Source organism: Herbaspirillum sp. C7C8, from assembly GCF_022627875.1.
GTDB lineage: Bacteria > Pseudomonadota > Gammaproteobacteria > Burkholderiales > Burkholderiaceae_D > Herbaspirillum.
Genome location: NZ_JABXGG010000001.1, coordinates 209,013 through 224,964 on the forward strand (window position 1 = coordinate 209,013; position 15,952 = coordinate 224,964).

General features: G+C 63.0%; 14 protein-coding genes. 6 read left to right on the forward strand and 8 right to left on the reverse strand.

The features are described 5' to 3' along the window. Positions 1 to 279: 279 nt before the first annotated feature. Complete coding sequence (locus HWE01_RS00930; protein WP_192811583.1) at positions 280 to 2,364, reverse strand: putative bifunctional diguanylate cyclase/phosphodiesterase; 2,085 nt, start codon at positions 2,362 to 2,364, stop codon at positions 280 to 282. A 412-nt stretch (positions 2,365 to 2,776) separates the two neighbouring features. Here HWE01_RS00930 and HWE01_RS00935 point away from each other — a divergent pair, with 412 nt between their 5' ends. Next, positions 2,777 to 4,372: an FMN-binding glutamate synthase family protein gene (locus HWE01_RS00935; RefSeq protein ID WP_008331414.1), complete on the forward strand. Its 1,596-nt coding sequence runs from the start codon at positions 2,777 to 2,779 to the stop codon at positions 4,370 to 4,372. A 104-nt stretch (positions 4,373 to 4,476) separates the two neighbouring features. Here the strand turns inward: HWE01_RS00935 and HWE01_RS00940 are convergent, their stop codons facing one another. The 5 genes from HWE01_RS00940 to ugpQ all read right to left on the reverse strand — a co-directional run bounded on the left by HWE01_RS00940 (position 4,477) and on the right by ugpQ (position 9,650). Continuing rightward, entirely contained in the window at positions 4,477 to 4,713 is a 237-nt protein-coding gene (locus HWE01_RS00940; protein WP_006464319.1) for a sulfurtransferase TusA family protein, read from the reverse strand. A gap of 161 nt (positions 4,714 to 4,874) precedes the next feature. Then, positions 4,875 to 5,429, reverse strand: coding sequence for an NUDIX domain-containing protein (locus tag HWE01_RS00945; protein ID WP_241820862.1), 555 nt, complete (start codon positions 5,427 to 5,429; stop codon positions 4,875 to 4,877). A gap of 28 nt (positions 5,430 to 5,457) precedes the next feature. Next, positions 5,458 to 8,082, reverse strand: a complete 2,625-nt coding sequence (gene alaS, locus HWE01_RS00950; RefSeq protein ID WP_241820863.1) for an alanine--tRNA ligase — start codon at positions 8,080 to 8,082, stop codon at positions 5,458 to 5,460. Positions 8,083 to 8,421: 339 nt separating this feature from the next. Next, positions 8,422 to 8,640, reverse strand: a complete 219-nt coding sequence (locus tag HWE01_RS00955; RefSeq protein ID WP_008331427.1) for a hypothetical protein — start codon at positions 8,638 to 8,640, stop codon at positions 8,422 to 8,424. Positions 8,641 to 8,906: 266 nt separating this feature from the next. Beyond that, positions 8,907 to 9,650, reverse strand: coding sequence for a glycerophosphodiester phosphodiesterase (gene ugpQ / locus HWE01_RS00960; protein ID WP_241820864.1), 744 nt, complete (start codon positions 9,648 to 9,650; stop codon positions 8,907 to 8,909). Positions 9,651 to 9,834: 184 nt separating this feature from the next. Between ugpQ and HWE01_RS00965 the strand changes: the two genes are divergently transcribed. Genes HWE01_RS00965 through HWE01_RS00975 form a run of 3 tightly spaced genes read left to right on the forward strand, consistent with a single transcriptional unit; the run spans position 9,835 to position 12,167 of the window. Then, complete coding sequence (locus tag HWE01_RS00965) at positions 9,835 to 10,146, forward strand: 2TM domain-containing protein (protein WP_241820865.1); 312 nt, start codon at positions 9,835 to 9,837, stop codon at positions 10,144 to 10,146. A gap of 48 nt (positions 10,147 to 10,194) precedes the next feature. Further along, on the forward strand, positions 10,195 to 11,337 hold the full coding sequence (locus HWE01_RS00970; RefSeq protein WP_008331430.1) for a sensor histidine kinase: 1,143 nt from the start codon (positions 10,195 to 10,197) through the stop codon (positions 11,335 to 11,337). A gap of 29 nt (positions 11,338 to 11,366) precedes the next feature. Next, positions 11,367 to 12,167 carry a LytR/AlgR family response regulator transcription factor gene (locus HWE01_RS00975; protein WP_241820866.1) on the forward strand — a complete coding sequence of 267 codons (801 nt, stop codon included), beginning with the start codon at positions 11,367 to 11,369 and terminating at the stop codon, positions 12,165 to 12,167. An 18-nt stretch (positions 12,168 to 12,185) separates the two neighbouring features. On the opposite strand, the gene HWE01_RS00980 is transcribed toward HWE01_RS00975, so the two are convergent. Further along, on the reverse strand, positions 12,186 to 12,326 hold the full coding sequence (locus HWE01_RS00980; protein ID WP_008331432.1) for a hypothetical protein: 141 nt from the start codon (positions 12,324 to 12,326) through the stop codon (positions 12,186 to 12,188). Positions 12,327 to 12,594: 268 nt separating this feature from the next. Here HWE01_RS00980 and HWE01_RS00985 point away from each other — a divergent pair, with 268 nt between their 5' ends. Together HWE01_RS00985 and HWE01_RS00990 are read left to right on the forward strand one after the other, a co-directional pair. Further along, positions 12,595 to 14,346 carry a glutamine--tRNA ligase/YqeY domain fusion protein gene (locus tag HWE01_RS00985; RefSeq protein WP_008331433.1) on the forward strand — a complete coding sequence of 584 codons (1,752 nt, stop codon included), beginning with the start codon at positions 12,595 to 12,597 and terminating at the stop codon, positions 14,344 to 14,346. Between the two features lie 115 nt (positions 14,347 to 14,461). Next, positions 14,462 to 14,824, forward strand: a complete 363-nt coding sequence (locus tag HWE01_RS00990; RefSeq protein WP_008331434.1) for a hypothetical protein — start codon at positions 14,462 to 14,464, stop codon at positions 14,822 to 14,824. 41 nt (positions 14,825 to 14,865) lie between these two features. Here the strand turns inward: HWE01_RS00990 and HWE01_RS00995 are convergent, their stop codons facing one another. Then, the gene (locus tag HWE01_RS00995; RefSeq protein ID WP_008331435.1) at positions 14,866 to 15,879 is read right to left on the reverse strand and encodes a transporter; all 1,014 of its coding nucleotides are present in this window, start codon (positions 15,877 to 15,879) and stop codon (positions 14,866 to 14,868) included. Positions 15,880 to 15,952: the final 73 nt, after the last annotated feature.

Here is a 15,952-nt window from a genome sequence, read left to right on the forward strand (position 1 = left end):
CTGCCTTCCGGTGTTTGGAGATTGAATGAGCTGGAATCTAAGACCCGGGCAAATCGGCGTCGCGGAGGACTCGCGCTTTCGCAAAGCCGTCATGTCGCGGGGTTGCGGACGGCCGACCTGCACCTTTTCAACTACCGGCCTTGCGTCATGGAGCCTTTGTTGGCCGCACAGGCTGCGGCGGTCGGGGCGCAAGGCATCAAAAGTACTGGGCGGAGTGTAGCACAAAGATTTGCGGGGATGCAGCCTGTTGCAGCCTGCGGACAATTATTTGCATGACCATTACCGGGCGCTTCCCGCCTGCCGGGTCAGCCAGGCCGTGAAATCCTCGACCGTCATGGGCTTACCAAAGAGATAACCCTGTACCTCGTCACAGGCATTTTCCTTCAGGAAAGCATATTGCTCTTCATCCTCCACTCCCTCGGCGATGACGCGCAGGTTCAGGATATGGGCCAGCGATATGACGGCCTTGACGATGGCTGCGCTATCAGCATCGCGCGCAATGTCGCGTACGAAGGACTTGTCGATCTTCAGGGCGTCGACCGGGAAGCGGCGCAGATAGGAGAGGCTGGAATAGCCGGTGCCGAAATCATCGACAGAAATCTGCAGACCCAGGCGCTTCAAGGCATGCAGGGTCGCCACGCTCTTCTCGGCATCCTTCATGACCACGTTCTCGGTGATCTCCAGTTCAAGACAGGAGGCCGCCAGGCCGCTCTGCTCCAGTACGCCGGCGACGAACTCCGGCAAGCTCTGGTTGAGCTGCCGTGGCGAGAGGTTGACCGCCACCGGTATCGTCGGCAGACCGGCCTCCTGCCAGCGCTTGTTCTGGTGGCAGGCACTGCGCAGCACCCACTCCCCGATGGGCAGGATCAGCCCGGCTTCTTCAGCGAACGGAATGAAGCGGTCCGGCGGCACCATGCCCTGCTCCGGCGACTGCCAGCGGATCAGCGCCTCGGCGCCGATGACACTGCCATCCTTGAGGCTCAGCTTGGGCTGGTAGTAGAGCTTGAACTCGTCCTGATCCAGCGCACGGCGCAGGTTGATCAGCATTTCCAGACGATTGCTGACCTGCGTGTCCATCCACGGCGCAAAGAACTGGAAGTTGTTGCGCCCCTGCTCCTTGGCGCGATACATGGCTGAATCGGCCTGCTTCAACAGGGTCTCGACATCCTTGCCATCGATGGGATAGCGGCTGACTCCGATGCTGGCGGTGACCTGGAACTCGCGATCGCCAGCCTGCCAGGGGCGCGCCACCGCAGCCAGGATACGCTGCATCACCTCGGCGATGCCGAGCTCGCCACCGGTCTGGTTCTGCAACACCAGCACGAATTCATCGCCACCCTGGCGCGCCACCATGTCGGTATCGCGCAGGCAGGCTTGCAGGCGCTGTGCCACGGTCTTGAGAAGTTCATCACCGACCTGGTGACCCAGGCTGTCATTGATGAACTTGAACTGGTCCAGATCCACGAACACCACCGCCGTCAGCCCGCCCTTCTGGCGCGCCGCCTGAATGGCGCGCTGCAGATGCTCGTGCAGCATGTTGCGGTTGGGCAATCCGGTGAGCGCATCGTGGGTCGCGTGATGGCGCATCTCGGCTTCATAGAGCTTGCGCTCGGTGATGGCTTCGACGGTGCCTTCATAACACACCAGCGTGCCGCCATCGTCATAGACGGCACGGGCGTTCTCGGAGATCCAGATGATGTCCCCATCACGCCGGTACACGCGCGACTCGAAATTGGAGACCGAGCCCTGCTGCTCCATGAGCCGCATGAATTCGCTACGCCGCTCCGGCTCCACATACAACTGATGGCGAATGTCGCGCAGACCGACGATCAGGTCTTCCGGCGAGTGGTAGCCGTAAATGCGTGCCAGCGCCGGGTTGACGGCGATGTAGGTGCCATCGGGCGTGGTCTGAAAGACCCCTTCGATGGCGTTCTCGAAGATGCTGCGATAGCGGCGCTCGGCTTCCTGCAATGCCTGTGCGGCCTCCTTGCGCTCGGTCACATCCTGCAGGAAGCCTTCCATGGCCTCCACCGCGCCAGCCGCGTTGTACAGCCCCACCCCGCGCTCCCACACCCAGCGCAGGCTGCCGTCGGCATGCACGATGCGATATTCGATGTCGATGCGGCGCCGCTCGCGCATGCAGAGATCGATGTGGCTGCGCACCATCGCGCGGTCTTCGGGATGCGTCAGTTGCAGAAAAGAAATGCGGCTGTTGAGCAACAGGTCCTCCGGCGTGTAGCCGGTCAGGGCGTAGCAGCCTTCGCTGACGAACTCCAGGGTCCAGTGAGCATCGTCGCGGCAGCGGTAGACCATGCCGTCAAGGTTGGCCAGCAGTGTCTCCAGCAGTCTCGGCGGACGCGCCATGGCCACCACCGACTGGCTCTGCGTGGCGTCCTGGCGGCACAATGCCCTGGCCGCAGGGCGCGAGGAGGAGGAAGAGGCCGCCAATGCGCCTCGTGAAGCAACTGTTTTCATAACGACATCGTGTCTCTGGCCTCTGGTGTGCAGGCTGGCTGTGATGGTGCGGTTGGCCCGGGTGCCGGGCACCGGTTCCCCACGGTGCCTGACTGGAAGATTCATCAAAGCAATAAGGATGCCACTGCGCAAGCAGCGGGCCTGAGAAGCGGCACACAGAGCAGTTCGCCAGAATCGGCCGGAAAAACCCTTCACTTCATCGCGCACTACGGTTGAGCGCGGGCGGTAGAATCCATGCAAACCCGCCCACCGACCGCACCGGCCGGTGCAGGTTTCCTCATGACAACTAGCGGACTCTTCTATGTGGGCAAATCGGTATTTCGTGTTCTGGTCAGTGCTCGTGCTGACCGCAGTCTTGCTGGCCCTGGCGGCCACCCATGGCCTGGGCTGGGGCTGGGCGCTCATTCCCCTGGTATTGAGCGTCATCGGCGTCCACGACCTGGTGCAGCGACGCCATGCGGTCTTGCGCAACTATCCCCTGATCGGCCACTTCCGCTTCCTGTTCGAAGCCATCCGGCCGGAACTGCGCCAGTATTTCTTCGAAGATGAAATGGATGGCCGCCCCTTCTCGCGCAAGAAGCGCAGCGTGGTCTACCAGCGTGCCAAGGCCGATGTCGACAGCCGCCCCTTCGGCACCGAGCTGGACATGCAGCAGGCCGGCCATGAATGGATAGGCCATTCACTCTCCCCCACCAAGATCGCCAGCCATGACTTCCGCGTCGTCGTCGGGGCCGACCGCGCCCAGCCGTATTCGATGTCGGTCTTCAACGTCTCGGCCATGAGCTTCGGCTCGCTTTCGGCCAATGCCATCCGTGCGCTCAACCAGGGCGCCAAAAAGGGCAATTTCGCCCACGACACCGGCGAAGGCTCGGTCTCCGAATACCATCGCGAATTCGGCGGCGACCTGGTGTGGCAGATCGCCTCGGGCTATTTCGGCTGTCGCAATGCGGATGGCAGCTTCAATGAAGAGAAATTCACCGTCCAGGCGCAGTCGTCACAGATCAAGATGATCGAGGTGAAGCTTTCACAAGGCGCCAAGCCGGGCCACGGCGGCGTGCTGCCGGCGGCCAAGATCACCCCCGAGATCGCCGCCACGCGCGGCATTCCGATGGGTGTGGACTGCATCTCGCCGGCCGTGCACTCGTCCTTCTCCACGCCGATCGGACTGCTGGAATTCATCGAGAAGCTGCGCGGGATGTCCGGCGGCAAGCCGGTCGGCATCAAACTGTGCGTGGGACACCCCTGGGAATTCTTCGGCATCGCCAAGGCCATGTTGAAGACCGGCATCGTGCCCGACTTCATTACGGTGGATGGGTCCGAAGGCGGTACCGGTGCGGCCCCGCTGGAATTCGTGGACCACGTCGGCATGCCGTTGCAGGAGGGGCTGCTGATGGTGCACAACACCCTGACGGGCATCGGCCTGCGCGACAAGGTCAAGATCGGCGCCAGCGGCAAGATCATCACCGCCTTCGATGTGGCGCGCACGCTGGCACTGGGAGCGGACTGGTGCAATTCGGCGCGCGGCTTCATGTTCGCCCTGGGCTGCATCCAGTCGCAGAGCTGCCATACCGACCGCTGCCCGACGGGCGTGGCGACCCAGAATGCCCAGCGCGCCCGCGCCCTGGTGGTACCGGACAAGGCCGAGCGCGTCTTCCGCTTCCACCAGAGCACCCTGCACGCGCTGCAGGAGCTGGTGCAGGCAGCCGGTCTGCCGCACACCTCGGCGCTGCGGCCGCATCACATCGTGCGGCGCATCAACGACCATGAGATCCAGCTCATGTCCAACGTGCTGAAGTATCTGCAGCCCAACGATTTGCTGGAAGGCAATTATCGTTATCGGGTCTACGAAAAGTTCTGGCCGATTGCCCGTGCGGAAAGCTTCCATCCGGAATTTTGAAGAAAGCTTCATCTCCCCGGACAAACAAAAACCCGCAGTTCAACCGAGCTGCGGGTTTTTCAATGCTGCCAGCCTGATCTTGCCGGGATGGACAGGGGTAGGGCTTATTTGCGCTTCATGAAGAAGATGAACTCGTGTTCATCATTCTGCGATTGCTCCAGCAGATCGTTGCCGGTCTGCTTGGCGAAGGCCTGGAAATCGCGCACCGAACCGGTATCGGTGGCGGTCACCCTGAGCACCTGGCCACTGGCCATGTCCGCCAGGGCTTTCTTGGTCTTGAGGATGGGCAGCGGACAGTTCAGACCGCGCGCATCGAGTTCCCGGTGAAATTGGATGGTCATTACTTCGACTCAAAATGGATCACGACGAAAACGATTTTACTGCAAAATGCGCCGACTTGATGCGTTGCACAAGTTCTGTTGTTTTCGCCGCACTAGGCTTGTGCAAAAGCAAGAAGAACATGTGCCACGATGGAACGGTTCGTCTTGTCTTGTCTACCCGCTTACTTCAGGACCTGGGGTGTTTCGATCGGCGTGCTTGACCCGGCAAATTCGACGTACTGTACCGGCAGCGCACGCCGCCGCATCCAGTCCGCGACGGCATGGCCGGTCCCGGCAGGCCAGGGGCGCAGGTCGGCCGGGGCTGTCAGACGATATTCCACCAGCTCCGGAGAAAGCCTGATGGTGCCGCTCGCCTTCACGTAGTACGCAATGATCAGCTCGTTCTTGCGCATGAATTCATAGACGCCGATCAACTCGATCTCCTGGGCGTCCAGGTCGGTCTCTTCCTTCAGTTCCCGGGCGATCCCCTGTTCAGGGGTTTCGTCGCGTTCCATGAAACCGGTGATGAGCGCAAAACGCCCTTCGGCCCAGGCGGCATTGCGCGCAGTGAGCATCTTGCCGTCGATCTCCACCAGCGCGGCCAGCACCGGCAGGGGGTTGTCCCAATGGGTCCAGTGGCCATCAGGACAGGCCAGCCGGACCTTGCCGGCCTCGCCTTCAGCGGCGCGCAGCACCAGCGATGCCGCGCAGACCGGACAAAACTTGAACTCGCTCATGCGCGCTCCGGGTCAGGGCCGTTGAACATTACAGCTTGGACTGAACCCAGCCGGCCACACCCTGCAGCGCACCCGGCAGAGCCGCCGGCTCGGTGCCGCCCGCCTGGGCCATGTCCGGACGACCGCCACCCTTGCCGCCGACCTGCTGGGCAACGAAGTTGACCAGTTCACCGGCCTTGACCTTGGCGGTAGCGTCCGCAGTCACGCCCGCGATCAGGCTGACCTTGCCATCCTTGACGCTGCCCAGCACGATGGCGGCGGTCTTGAGCTTGTCCTTCAACTTGTCCATGGTCTCGCGCAGGGTGGCGACGTCAGCGCCTTCCAGCGTGGCCGCCAGGACCTTGATGCCGTTGATGTCGATCGCCTGGTTGACCAGTTCGTCGCCCTGGCTGGAAGCCAGCTTGGACTTCAGTGAAGCCAGTTCCTTTTCCAGCGCCTTGACCTGGTCCTGCACCTGGCCGATGCGCGGCAGCAGTTCTTCCGGCTGGGTCTTGAGCGCCGCAGCGGCTTCGGCCACGCGGGTCGACAGCGACTGCACCAGCGCCAGTGCGCCTTCGCCGGTGACGGCTTCAACGCGGCGGATACCAGCGGCCACGCCCCCTTCGGAGACGATCTTGAACAGGCCGATGTCACCGGTACGGGTGACGTGGGTACCGCCGCACAGTTCGGTGGAAGTACCGATGGAGAGCACACGCACCTGGTCGCCGTACTTTTCGCCGAACAGCGCCATGGCGCCAGCGGCGATGGCATCGTCGTAGCCCATCAGCCGGGCGCCGGTGGCGACGTTGGCCAGCACTTCGCGGTTGACGATGTCTTCCACGCGGCGGATTTCGTCGGCGGTCATCGGGGCGTTGTGGCTGAAGTCGAAACGGGTCTTGTCGGCATCAACCAGCGAACCCTTCTGCGACACGTGCGAACCCAGCACTTCGCGCAGGGCCTTGTGCATCAGGTGGGTGGCCGAGTGGTTGCGCATGGTGCGGGCGCGCTGGTCGGCATCGACCTTGGCCTCGACGGCGTCGCCGATGGCCAGGCTGCCCTTGATCAACTGACCGTGATGACCGAACACCTCGGCCTGGATCTTTTGCGTATCGGCCACGGCGAAGAGGCCATTGGCCGCTTCCAGCGCTCCGGCGTCACCGCACTGACCGCCGGATTCGGCATAGAACGGGGTGGTGTCCAGCACCACGATGGCGTCCTGGCCGGCCTCGATCTTCTGCACCGGGCTGCCGGCCACGTAGAGGGCCACCACCTTGGCCGACTGGGCCAGCGATTCGTAGCCGACGAAGCGGGTCTTGTCGCCGGTGTATTCAATGGCGGCGGCCATCTTGAACTTGCCGGCGGCGCGGGCGGCGCTCTTCTGGCGTTCCATGGCGGCGGTGAAGCCGGCTTCGTCCAGTTCGACATTGCGCTCGCGGCAGATGTCGGCGGTCAGGTCCAGCGGGAAGCCGTAGGTGTCGTACAGGGTGAAGGCGGTTTCGCCATCGAGCTTGCTGCTGTTGGCGGCCAGGGCGGCTTCCAGAATCTTCATGCCGTGTTCCAGCGTTTCGCCGAAACGTTCTTCTTCCTGCTTCAGCACCATCTCGACACGCTCGGCGGCTTCCGGCAGTTCCGGATAGGCCGCACCCATCTGCACCACCAGGTCCTTGACCAGCTTGTGAAAGAAAGGCTTGGTCTGACCCAGCTTGTGGCCGTGACGCAGCGCGCGGCGGATGATGCGGCGCAGGACGTAGCCACGGCCTTCATTGCCGGGGATCACGCCGTCAACGATCAGGAAGGAGGTGGCACGGATGTGGTCCGCAATCACGCGCAGCGAAGCATTGGAGAGGTCGGTCTCGCCGGTTTCGCGGGCAGCCGCTTTGATCAGCGCCTGGAACAGGTCGATCTCGTAGTTGCTGTGCACGTGTTGCAGGATCGCGGCCAGGCGCTCCAGGCCCATGCCGGTATCCACGCAAGGCGCCGGCAGCGGGGTCAGGGTGTATTCGCCGGTGGCCGGGTCGAGCTGGCGGTCGAACTGCATGAACACGTTGTTCCAGATCTCGATGTAGCGGTCGCCGTCGGCGTCGGGGCTGCCCGGGGGGCCGCCCCAGATGTCGGGGCCATGGTCGTAGAAGATCTCCGAGCAAGGACCGCAGGGACCGGTTTCGGCCATCTGCCAGAAGTTGTCGGAGGCGTAGGGTGCGCCCTTGTTGTCGCCGATGCGCACCACGCGCTCGGGCGGCAGGCCAATTTCCTTGGTCCAGATGTCGTAGGCTTCATCATCGGTCTGGTAGACGGTCGCCCAGAGCTTGTCGGCCGGCAGGCCGTAGACCTGGGTCAGCAGTTCCCAGGCCCACTTGAGCGACTCGCGCTTGAAGTAGTCGCCGAAGGACCAGTTGCCCAGCATCTCGAAGAAGGTGTGGTGGCGCGCGGTGTAACCGACATTTTCCAGGTCGTTGTGCTTGCCGCCGGCGCGCAGGCAGCGCTGCACGGAGGCCGCGCGCACGTAGTTGCGCTTGTCGGTGCCCAGGAACACGTCCTTGAACTGAACCATGCCCGAATTGGTGAACAGCAAGGTCGGGTCATTGCCCGGTACCAGGCTGGAGGAGCGGACGATGGTGTGTTCTTTGGATTCAAAGAATTTCAGAAACTTGTCGCGAATTTCGGCTGAGTTCATGTTCGAAGACGGATAAATGGGCCAGATGCTGCCGGTAACGCGCAGATCGGACCCGGATGGGAGTCGGTGCAAAAAACGATTGCGAACCGATGATTATACGTGATCCCGGCCCGGATACGCAGGCCCGGACGCCGTACCACCACGCCCGCCCGGCAGGCCGGGCAGCGCTTCTCCGGAGACGAAAAAAAACCCGCCGGGAAACCCGGGCGGGTTACAGGATCGGCTGACCCGGCATGGCGCGCTACCCTGCGTTGCCGGACCTTAACTGTGTCAGCCCATCCTTCCGGTAAAACCGGGGGCGGGCCGCGCCAGGCGGACCGCCACAAGAAGACCGGGCGATCAGGCGCCCTTGTTGACAGGCATCGTTGCTGCCTTCTTGGCCTTCTTGTGCTTGTGCTTCTTGGCCTTCTTGGCGTGCTTCTTGTGCTTCTTGTGAGCAGGCTTGGCAGCCGGGGCTTCAGCGGCGGGAGCGCCAGCCGGAGCCGGGGCAGGCTGGGCCAGGACCGGCATGGCGAAGGCGGCGACGAGTACGGCAGCCAGCAGTTTGTTGATCTTCATCGTTTTCCTCTATCTCTCAGTGTTGTGTGCTTCCACAAGTCCACCGGCGTGCTCACGGATGCCGGCCTTGTGCCTCCTTAACGCAAGCATTTCTCGACAGGTTGACAACAACTGTCGACTGTCTGCCAGTTATTGCCTTAGGCAGGTGAATCATAGCTAGCGCAGGAGGATTCAGTCCGCCGGTAAGAGTGCAATTTGTCGTTCATTTCCACGCGGCGCGAAGTGAACGATGTGGACATGATGTTGCCGTTGCCAACTCTACCGGCCTACCAGGCGTCGGCTGCGATCAGATCGATGCGGTCGGTGCAGAAGGCATCCACACCCCACTGGCGGATTTCCTCGGCGCGCGCCATGTCGTTGACGGTGTAGCAGAACAGCCCGACACCGGCCGCTTTGACGGCGGCAGCCAGCGCCGGGGTGAGGTGCTTGTGATTGGTGTGCAGCGCCACTGCCTGCAGTTGTTGCAGACGCGCCTGCCAGTCCTCGGGAATCACATCCACCAGATAAGCCCGTGGCAAGGCCGGGGCGACTTCCCTGGCTGCCAGCAGGGCCTCGAAGGAGAACGAGGACAAGACCGGCAGCGCCGCCCCGCTCTTGCCGGCGAAGCGCCGTGCCACCGCCTGGGCGGTCAGTTCGCCGGTACGGCGTGCCAGTTCCGCTGCGGCGGGCTTGATCTCGACGTTCATCCAGATTCCCTCGGCCAGGCAGAAATCCAGACCCTGCTCCAGCGTGCAGATCCGTTCACCGGCAAAACGCGCATCCAGCCAGGCGCCGGCGTCGAGGTCGCGCAATTGGGCCCAGTCGCTCTCGGCGATCTTGCCCTCGCCGGGCAGGGTGCGCCCGCGCTGCGGATCGTGCATCAGGATGGGGAGGTCGTCGCGGGTCAGCATGACGTCGAATTCGACGGCGCGATAGCCGTGTTCCAGGCCGCAGCGGAAACCGGCCAGGGTGTTTTCCGGCGCCAGGGTGCCGCCGCCACGATGGGCGAGGATGCGAGGATAGGGCCACATGATGTTCTCCGAGGGTGGGCCTTGCAAAAAGGGGCAAGGTAATCGGCGCATAAGGTAGAGCAGTTCACGCCGTGCGACAAGCACTTCAGGCCAGCCAACCCGCCCTTGGTCGCAAGGTGCTCGCCGGCGGCGCCGCGACGGTGCATTCTTGCCGCATCCTTGATCCACCTGCTGCGAGGCCATCATGCACGAGACTGCTCCCTCCCCCCTGCCCGGCGACAAGACTTGCGCCCCGGGCGCCACCCCCTGCGACTACGCCCGCGCCGAGCGCCGCGTGGCACGTCAGGTCGGCTTTTTCTACCACCTGGGCATCTACCTGAGCGTCAATGCAGCGCTGATGCTGCTCGACCTCATGGGGCCGCGCGCCCACTGGTGGAGCCTGGGGCCTCTCCTTGGCTGGGGAATCGGGGTACTATTCCACGCCTTGCGCGTATTCGGGCACTTTCCCGCCGGCTGGAAACAGGCGATGATCGCCCGTGAACTACGCCGACGTTGACAGGCCCGGTGCGCCGGGCAGCTTGTTTGCCTCATCACCGAAAACTGCATGACCCGACACGATACATCGATCCCGCCCCGCCTGACCGTCCTGCTGCGCGAGCTGGCGCTGTCCCTGCTGCCCACACTGGTGATCAACCTGCTGTGTGCACTGGCCGTGACCTACCTGATGCGCATCGGCGGCAGCTTCTATGAAAACCTGCAAGTGTCGATGTGCATCGGCCTGCTGGCCATGCTGCTCATCAACGGCACGCGCCTGGCCATCTGGGGCGATGGCGAGCCCAACAAGCTGGGCTTTCTGGCGATCATCGCGGTCATGGCCCCGCTGGCGGTGCTGCTGGGACGCCTGCTGGCCAGCGTATTGCTGGACCAGCCCATCCTGAGCCTGGTACCGGAGCACAGCGACAACATCATCGCGGTGATGGTGCTGACCTTCCTGGTCTGCTTCGGCGCCACCGTCTTCTTCTGGAACCGCCAGAAGATGGCCGCCCTGCAAGCCCACGCCAGCCAGGTCGAAAAGCAGGCCGTGCAGGCGCAATTGCAGATGCTGCAGGCCCAGATCGAGCCGCACATGCTCTTCAACACGCTGGCCACGCTGCAATCGCTCATCAGCACCGACCCGTTGCAGGCCGAGCTGATGTTGAACCAGCTGGTCCAATACCTGCGCACGACCTTGTCGGCTTCACGCGCCGACAGCACTTCACTGCAAAAGGAATTCGACCTCATCAAGGCCTACCTGGGATTGATGTCGCTGCGCATGGGTCTGCGCCTGACCTATACCCTGCAGCTGCCGGAACACCTGGGCCGACTGCGCCTGGCGCCGATGCTGCTGCAGCCGCTGGTGGAAAACGCCATCAAGCATGGCCTGGAACCCAAGGTGGAAGGCGGCAACTGCACCGTGCGCGCGGCGGTCCACAACGACATGCTGGTGCTGAGCGTGCTCGACACCGGCGTGGGCCTGCCCACCAGCATCAGCCTGAACCAGCCGCCGGCGCAGAAGGAACCGGTGATCGGCATGCACTTCGGGCTGGACAACATCCGCGAGCGCCTGGCCACGCTCTACGGTCCGCTGGCTGAACTGATCATCACCCACAACGTGCCGGCCGGCGCAATGGCGCAGATCACCATCCCGCTCAAGGCCCTCAAGGCGGCCCACCGCAGCAGCAAGAGCAGCCGCCTGCTGGATCGCTGAGTCCCCTGCCGTTTTTGTCGGAGTCCGATATGGCCCATCCCACTGCCCTGATCGCCGAAGACGAACCCCTGCTGGCCAACGCACTGCGCCAGGCCCTGGCGCGCTGCTGGCCGGAACTGCCGGCACCGCATCTGGCGGCCAATGGGGACGAAGCGCTCGAGCGGGCGCTGGCACTGCTGCCGGATGTGCTGTTCCTGGATATCAGGATGCCCGGTCGCAGCGGATTGGAGGTGGCCGGCGACTTGGCCGAGGAGTGGCCGGCGGGGCGTCCCTTCCCGCTCATCGTCTTCGTCACGGCCTACGACGATTACGCCCTGCAAGCCTTCGAGCGCGCCGCCATCGATTATTTGCTCAAACCGGTCAGTCAGGAGCGCCTGGCGCTCACGGTCGCGCGCCTGCAAGGCTTGCTGGCCCGGCGCGCCGCCAGCGACCAGGATAGCCAGCTGGGAAGCGCCCTGGCGCAACTGCGTGCCCTGGCCGCGCCAGTGGCCGAGCCGACACCGCCGCGACTGGACTACATCCGCGCCGCAGTCGGCAACAAGGTGAAGTTGATCCCGGTAGACGAAGTGATCTATTTCGAGGCCACCGACAAATACGTCAATGTGGTCAGCGCCGAGGGGAGCGCGCTGATCCGGTCCAGCCTGCGGGAATTGATCCCGCAACTCGATGCCCGCCAGTTCTGGCAGATCCATCGCGGCACCGTGGTGCAGGTCCGGCAGATTCAGGCGGCGGTGCGGGAAGAGAGCGGCAAGCTCTTCGTGCAGCTGCGCGACCGCCCGGAAAAACTGGCGGTCAGCCGCCTGTTCGCCTATCTGTTCAGGCAGATGTAGCCGCTCCTGGCTCAACCATCAGCGTCCGTAGTAATACCCGGGGCCGTAATAAGGACGGTAGTAATGCGGCTGCGGCGGGCCCACCGGCACCACCACGCAGGCCGACAACGTGGCAGCGGCCACGGCGGCGGCGACGATCAGCTTGATCCAACGGCTCATGATGCACTCCTTGTGTTTTGGCGTTTTTGTTCACTGCGCCCGGCTGATGCCTGGCCACGCTGGCAGAGTGCCAGCCGCGCCCCCTCACAGGTAATACATGGGCGTATCTTGTGTAACAAGAACAGGTAAAAACCTTCATATCGCCTCCAAGGCGCGTTGTCGACGGGCAAAAAAACCTGCCGCAACGGCGGCAAAGCCCGTGGAACCTGGGTAGCTGCGGTAGAATGCCTGCCATCTGAATAAACAGGCATTCCTCCCGATTCATCTCATGAGCAACGAACTGAAAAACGGTCATCCCCCTGCCCCCTCCACCAATTTCCTGCGCGGCATCATCGAATCCGACCTGGTCTCGGGCACCTATGCCCAGCGCAGCAGCCAGGATGGCCAGGCCCTGCCGCAGGTGGTGACCCGTTTTCCGCCCGAGCCCAACGGCTACCTGCACATCGGCCACGCCAAGTCGATCTGCCTGAACTTCGGCCTGGCGGCAGACTATGCCGGCCGCTGCCACATGCGCTTCGACGACACCAATCCCGAGAAGGAAGAACAGGAATACGTCGACACCATCCTGGACTCGGTCAAGTGGCTGGGCTTCTCCTGGGAGCATGAAGGCAAGTCGCACCTGTACTACGCCAGCAACTATTTCGACGTCATGTACGCCTGCGCCCAGGCGCTCATCCGCAAGGGCCTGGCCTACGTGGACGAGCAGAACGCCGAACAGATGCGCGAGAACCGCGGCACCCTGACCGAACCCGGCAAGGATTCGCCGTGGCGCGACCGCCCGGTGGAAGAATCGCTGCGCCTGTTCGAGGAAATGCGTGACGGCAAGCATCCGGATGGCTCCATGATCCTGCGCGCCAAGATCGACATGGCCAGCCCCAACATGAATCTGCGCGATCCGGCCATCTACCGCATCCGCCATGCCACCCACCACAATACCGGCGACAAGTGGCGCGTCTATCCGATGTACACCTTCGCGCACCCGATCGAAGATGCGCTGGAAAACATCTCGCACTCCATCTGCACCCTGGAATTCGAAGACCAGCGCCCGTTCTATGACTGGCTGCTGGAACACCTGGCCGAGGAAGGCTTCTTCAAGAAGCCGCTGCCGCATCAATATGAATTCGCGCGCCTCAATCTGACCTACATCATCACCAGCAAGCGCAAGCTGCGCCAGCTGGTGGATGAAAAGATCGTCTCCGGCTGGGACGACCCGCGCATGCCCACCATCGTCGGCCTGCGTCGCCGTGGCTACACGCCCGAAGCGATCCGTCTGATGTGCGACCGCACCGGCGCCTCCAAGAACAACAGCTGGATCGACTTCAGCGTGCTCGAAGGCGCGCTGCGCGAAGACCTTGATCCCAAGGCCCCGCGTGCAGTGGCCGTGCTGCGTCCCTTGAAACTGATCATCGACAACTTCCCCGAAGGCGTGTCCATCGATTGCAGCGCTCCGGTCTATCCGCCCGCGCATCCGGAACACGACACCGCGCACCGCCACTTCCCCATCACCCGCGAACTGTGGATCGAGCGCGAAGACTTCATGGAAGAACCGACCAAGGGTTATTTCCGCCTCTTCCCCGGCAACAAGGTGCGCCTGCGCTACGGCTACGTGGTCGAATGCACTGGCTGCGACAAGGATGAGCACGGCAACGTCATCGCCGTGCACTGCAACTACTTCGAAGACAGCAAGAGCGGCACCGAAGGCAGTTCCAACTACAAGGTCAAGGGCAACCTGCACTGGGTCAGCGCCGAACACGCCCTGGCCACCGAAGTGCGTCTGTACGACCGCCTGTTCTCGGACCCGCATCCGGATGCCGGCGGCAAGGATTTCCTGGCGGCCTTGAATCCGAACTCCAAGGAAGTCATCACCGCCTACCTGGAGCCGACCCTGAAGACCGCCCAACCCGGCGACATCTACCAGTTCGAACGCCACGGATATTTCGTGGCCGACCGCGTCGATTCGACCGGGGGCCAGCCGATCTTCAACCGGGCCGTCACGCTCAAGGACAGCTGGGGCAAGTAAGCACAATCAGGGGAAGACGGCCGCAAGGCCACGCGGGCGGCAGCGCGCCAGTCGTCCGCGCCAACGGGATGGCGCAGCCGGGTGGCCAGGGCCACCGGCAGAGCTAGGGGAACTCATGTTCGAGCAGATCAAGATCCAGCGCTTGTCGATGTCATCCATCTACAAACTGCTGGCCCTCGGTACCAGCTTCTCGCTGGTACCGTTTTCAACGCTGATGGGTGTGCTCTCGCTGTTCGGCGCACAAACCATCACCTGGGATGGCAAGCACCTGATCGGTTATGACGGCCTGATCGCCTCGCCCTTCATCGGCCTGTTCCTCTCGGCCTTCATCACGCTCTTCCTGGGCACCCTGTGCTGCATCGGGCTGTGGCTGTATTCGCTGTGGCGCCCGCTGTCACTGAAGGTGGAGGCGGTGGACAACCTGGACATCGACCAGCTGATCCGCGAGAGCGAAGAAGCCATGGCCACCCGCGACTGACTGCCACCAAGCACCACTCAGCACCACTGAGCGCGGGGCACTCAGAAGATCTTCATCCACTTGAGGAAGGCCACGGTGGCCACACCGAGGCCGCCCATGACGCTCATCACGATCCAGAACGAAGCCTCATCATGAAGGCCCGGCAAACCTGCCACGTTCATCCCGAAGATCCCCGACACCAGCGTGGCCGGCATCAAGAGCGCCGTCAGGACCGACAGCGCCATCAGGTTGCGGTTCATCTGCTCCGACATCTGCGAGGCGATCTCTTCCTGCAGCAGCTTGGCGCGTTCATAGACAGCCTCCACGGTGGAGTGCAGTTCGTTGAGTTCATCCAGAGCATGGGTCAGGTCTTCCAGTGCCTCGCGCGGCACCCAGCCTGGACGCAGGCGCTGAAACTGGGCCAGGATGCGCCGCTCCGGTGCGATGAAGCGACGCAGCTCGGCCAGTTGGCGGCGGATGCCGGAGAGCTCGGCGCGGTCTTCGGAACGGCGATCCGAGAGCACCGAGAATTCGATGTCGTCCACCTTGTCATTGAGCTTGTCCAGACGTGCATTGAAGCCATCGGCCAGGCAACGCAGCAGCTCGGCGAACAGGTCCATGGGATTGTCGAAGTCACCGCCGTCCAGCACCTTCTGACGCAGCAGGTTGGTCGACAGAAGCGGCTGGGTGCGCAAGGTCAACAAGCGGGTACGGTCCAGATAGAAATGCAGTGCCCCCTTTTCGGTCCCGGTGTCGCCGATCTCCATCTTCATATCGGTCAGCGTGCCATACACCCCCTCGGGCGTGGCGTGCAGGCCCGGATGGGTGTCGCTGCTGAGCAGGAATTCGGTGATGTACTCGGGAATGTCGCTGTGATGCGCCATCCATTGCTGGATCTTCACATCGGCGGTCTTGACGTGCAGCCAGGCGAAATCCGGTGCGCTGGGGTGATAGTCGACCACTTCATTCCAGTTCATCTGGCGCGCCCGGCCCTCCTCGAATCGGAAGGCGCAGATGAATCCGGCCGGTTCGTAGAGCAGGTGCAGTGCTTGCGGGGTGTCCGGCGGATTGTGCATGAGCGGCCAGGTCAGGAATGGGCGGAAGGCATGAGACCCCGCATTCTAGCGACCGTCTTTGACAGATTTGTGA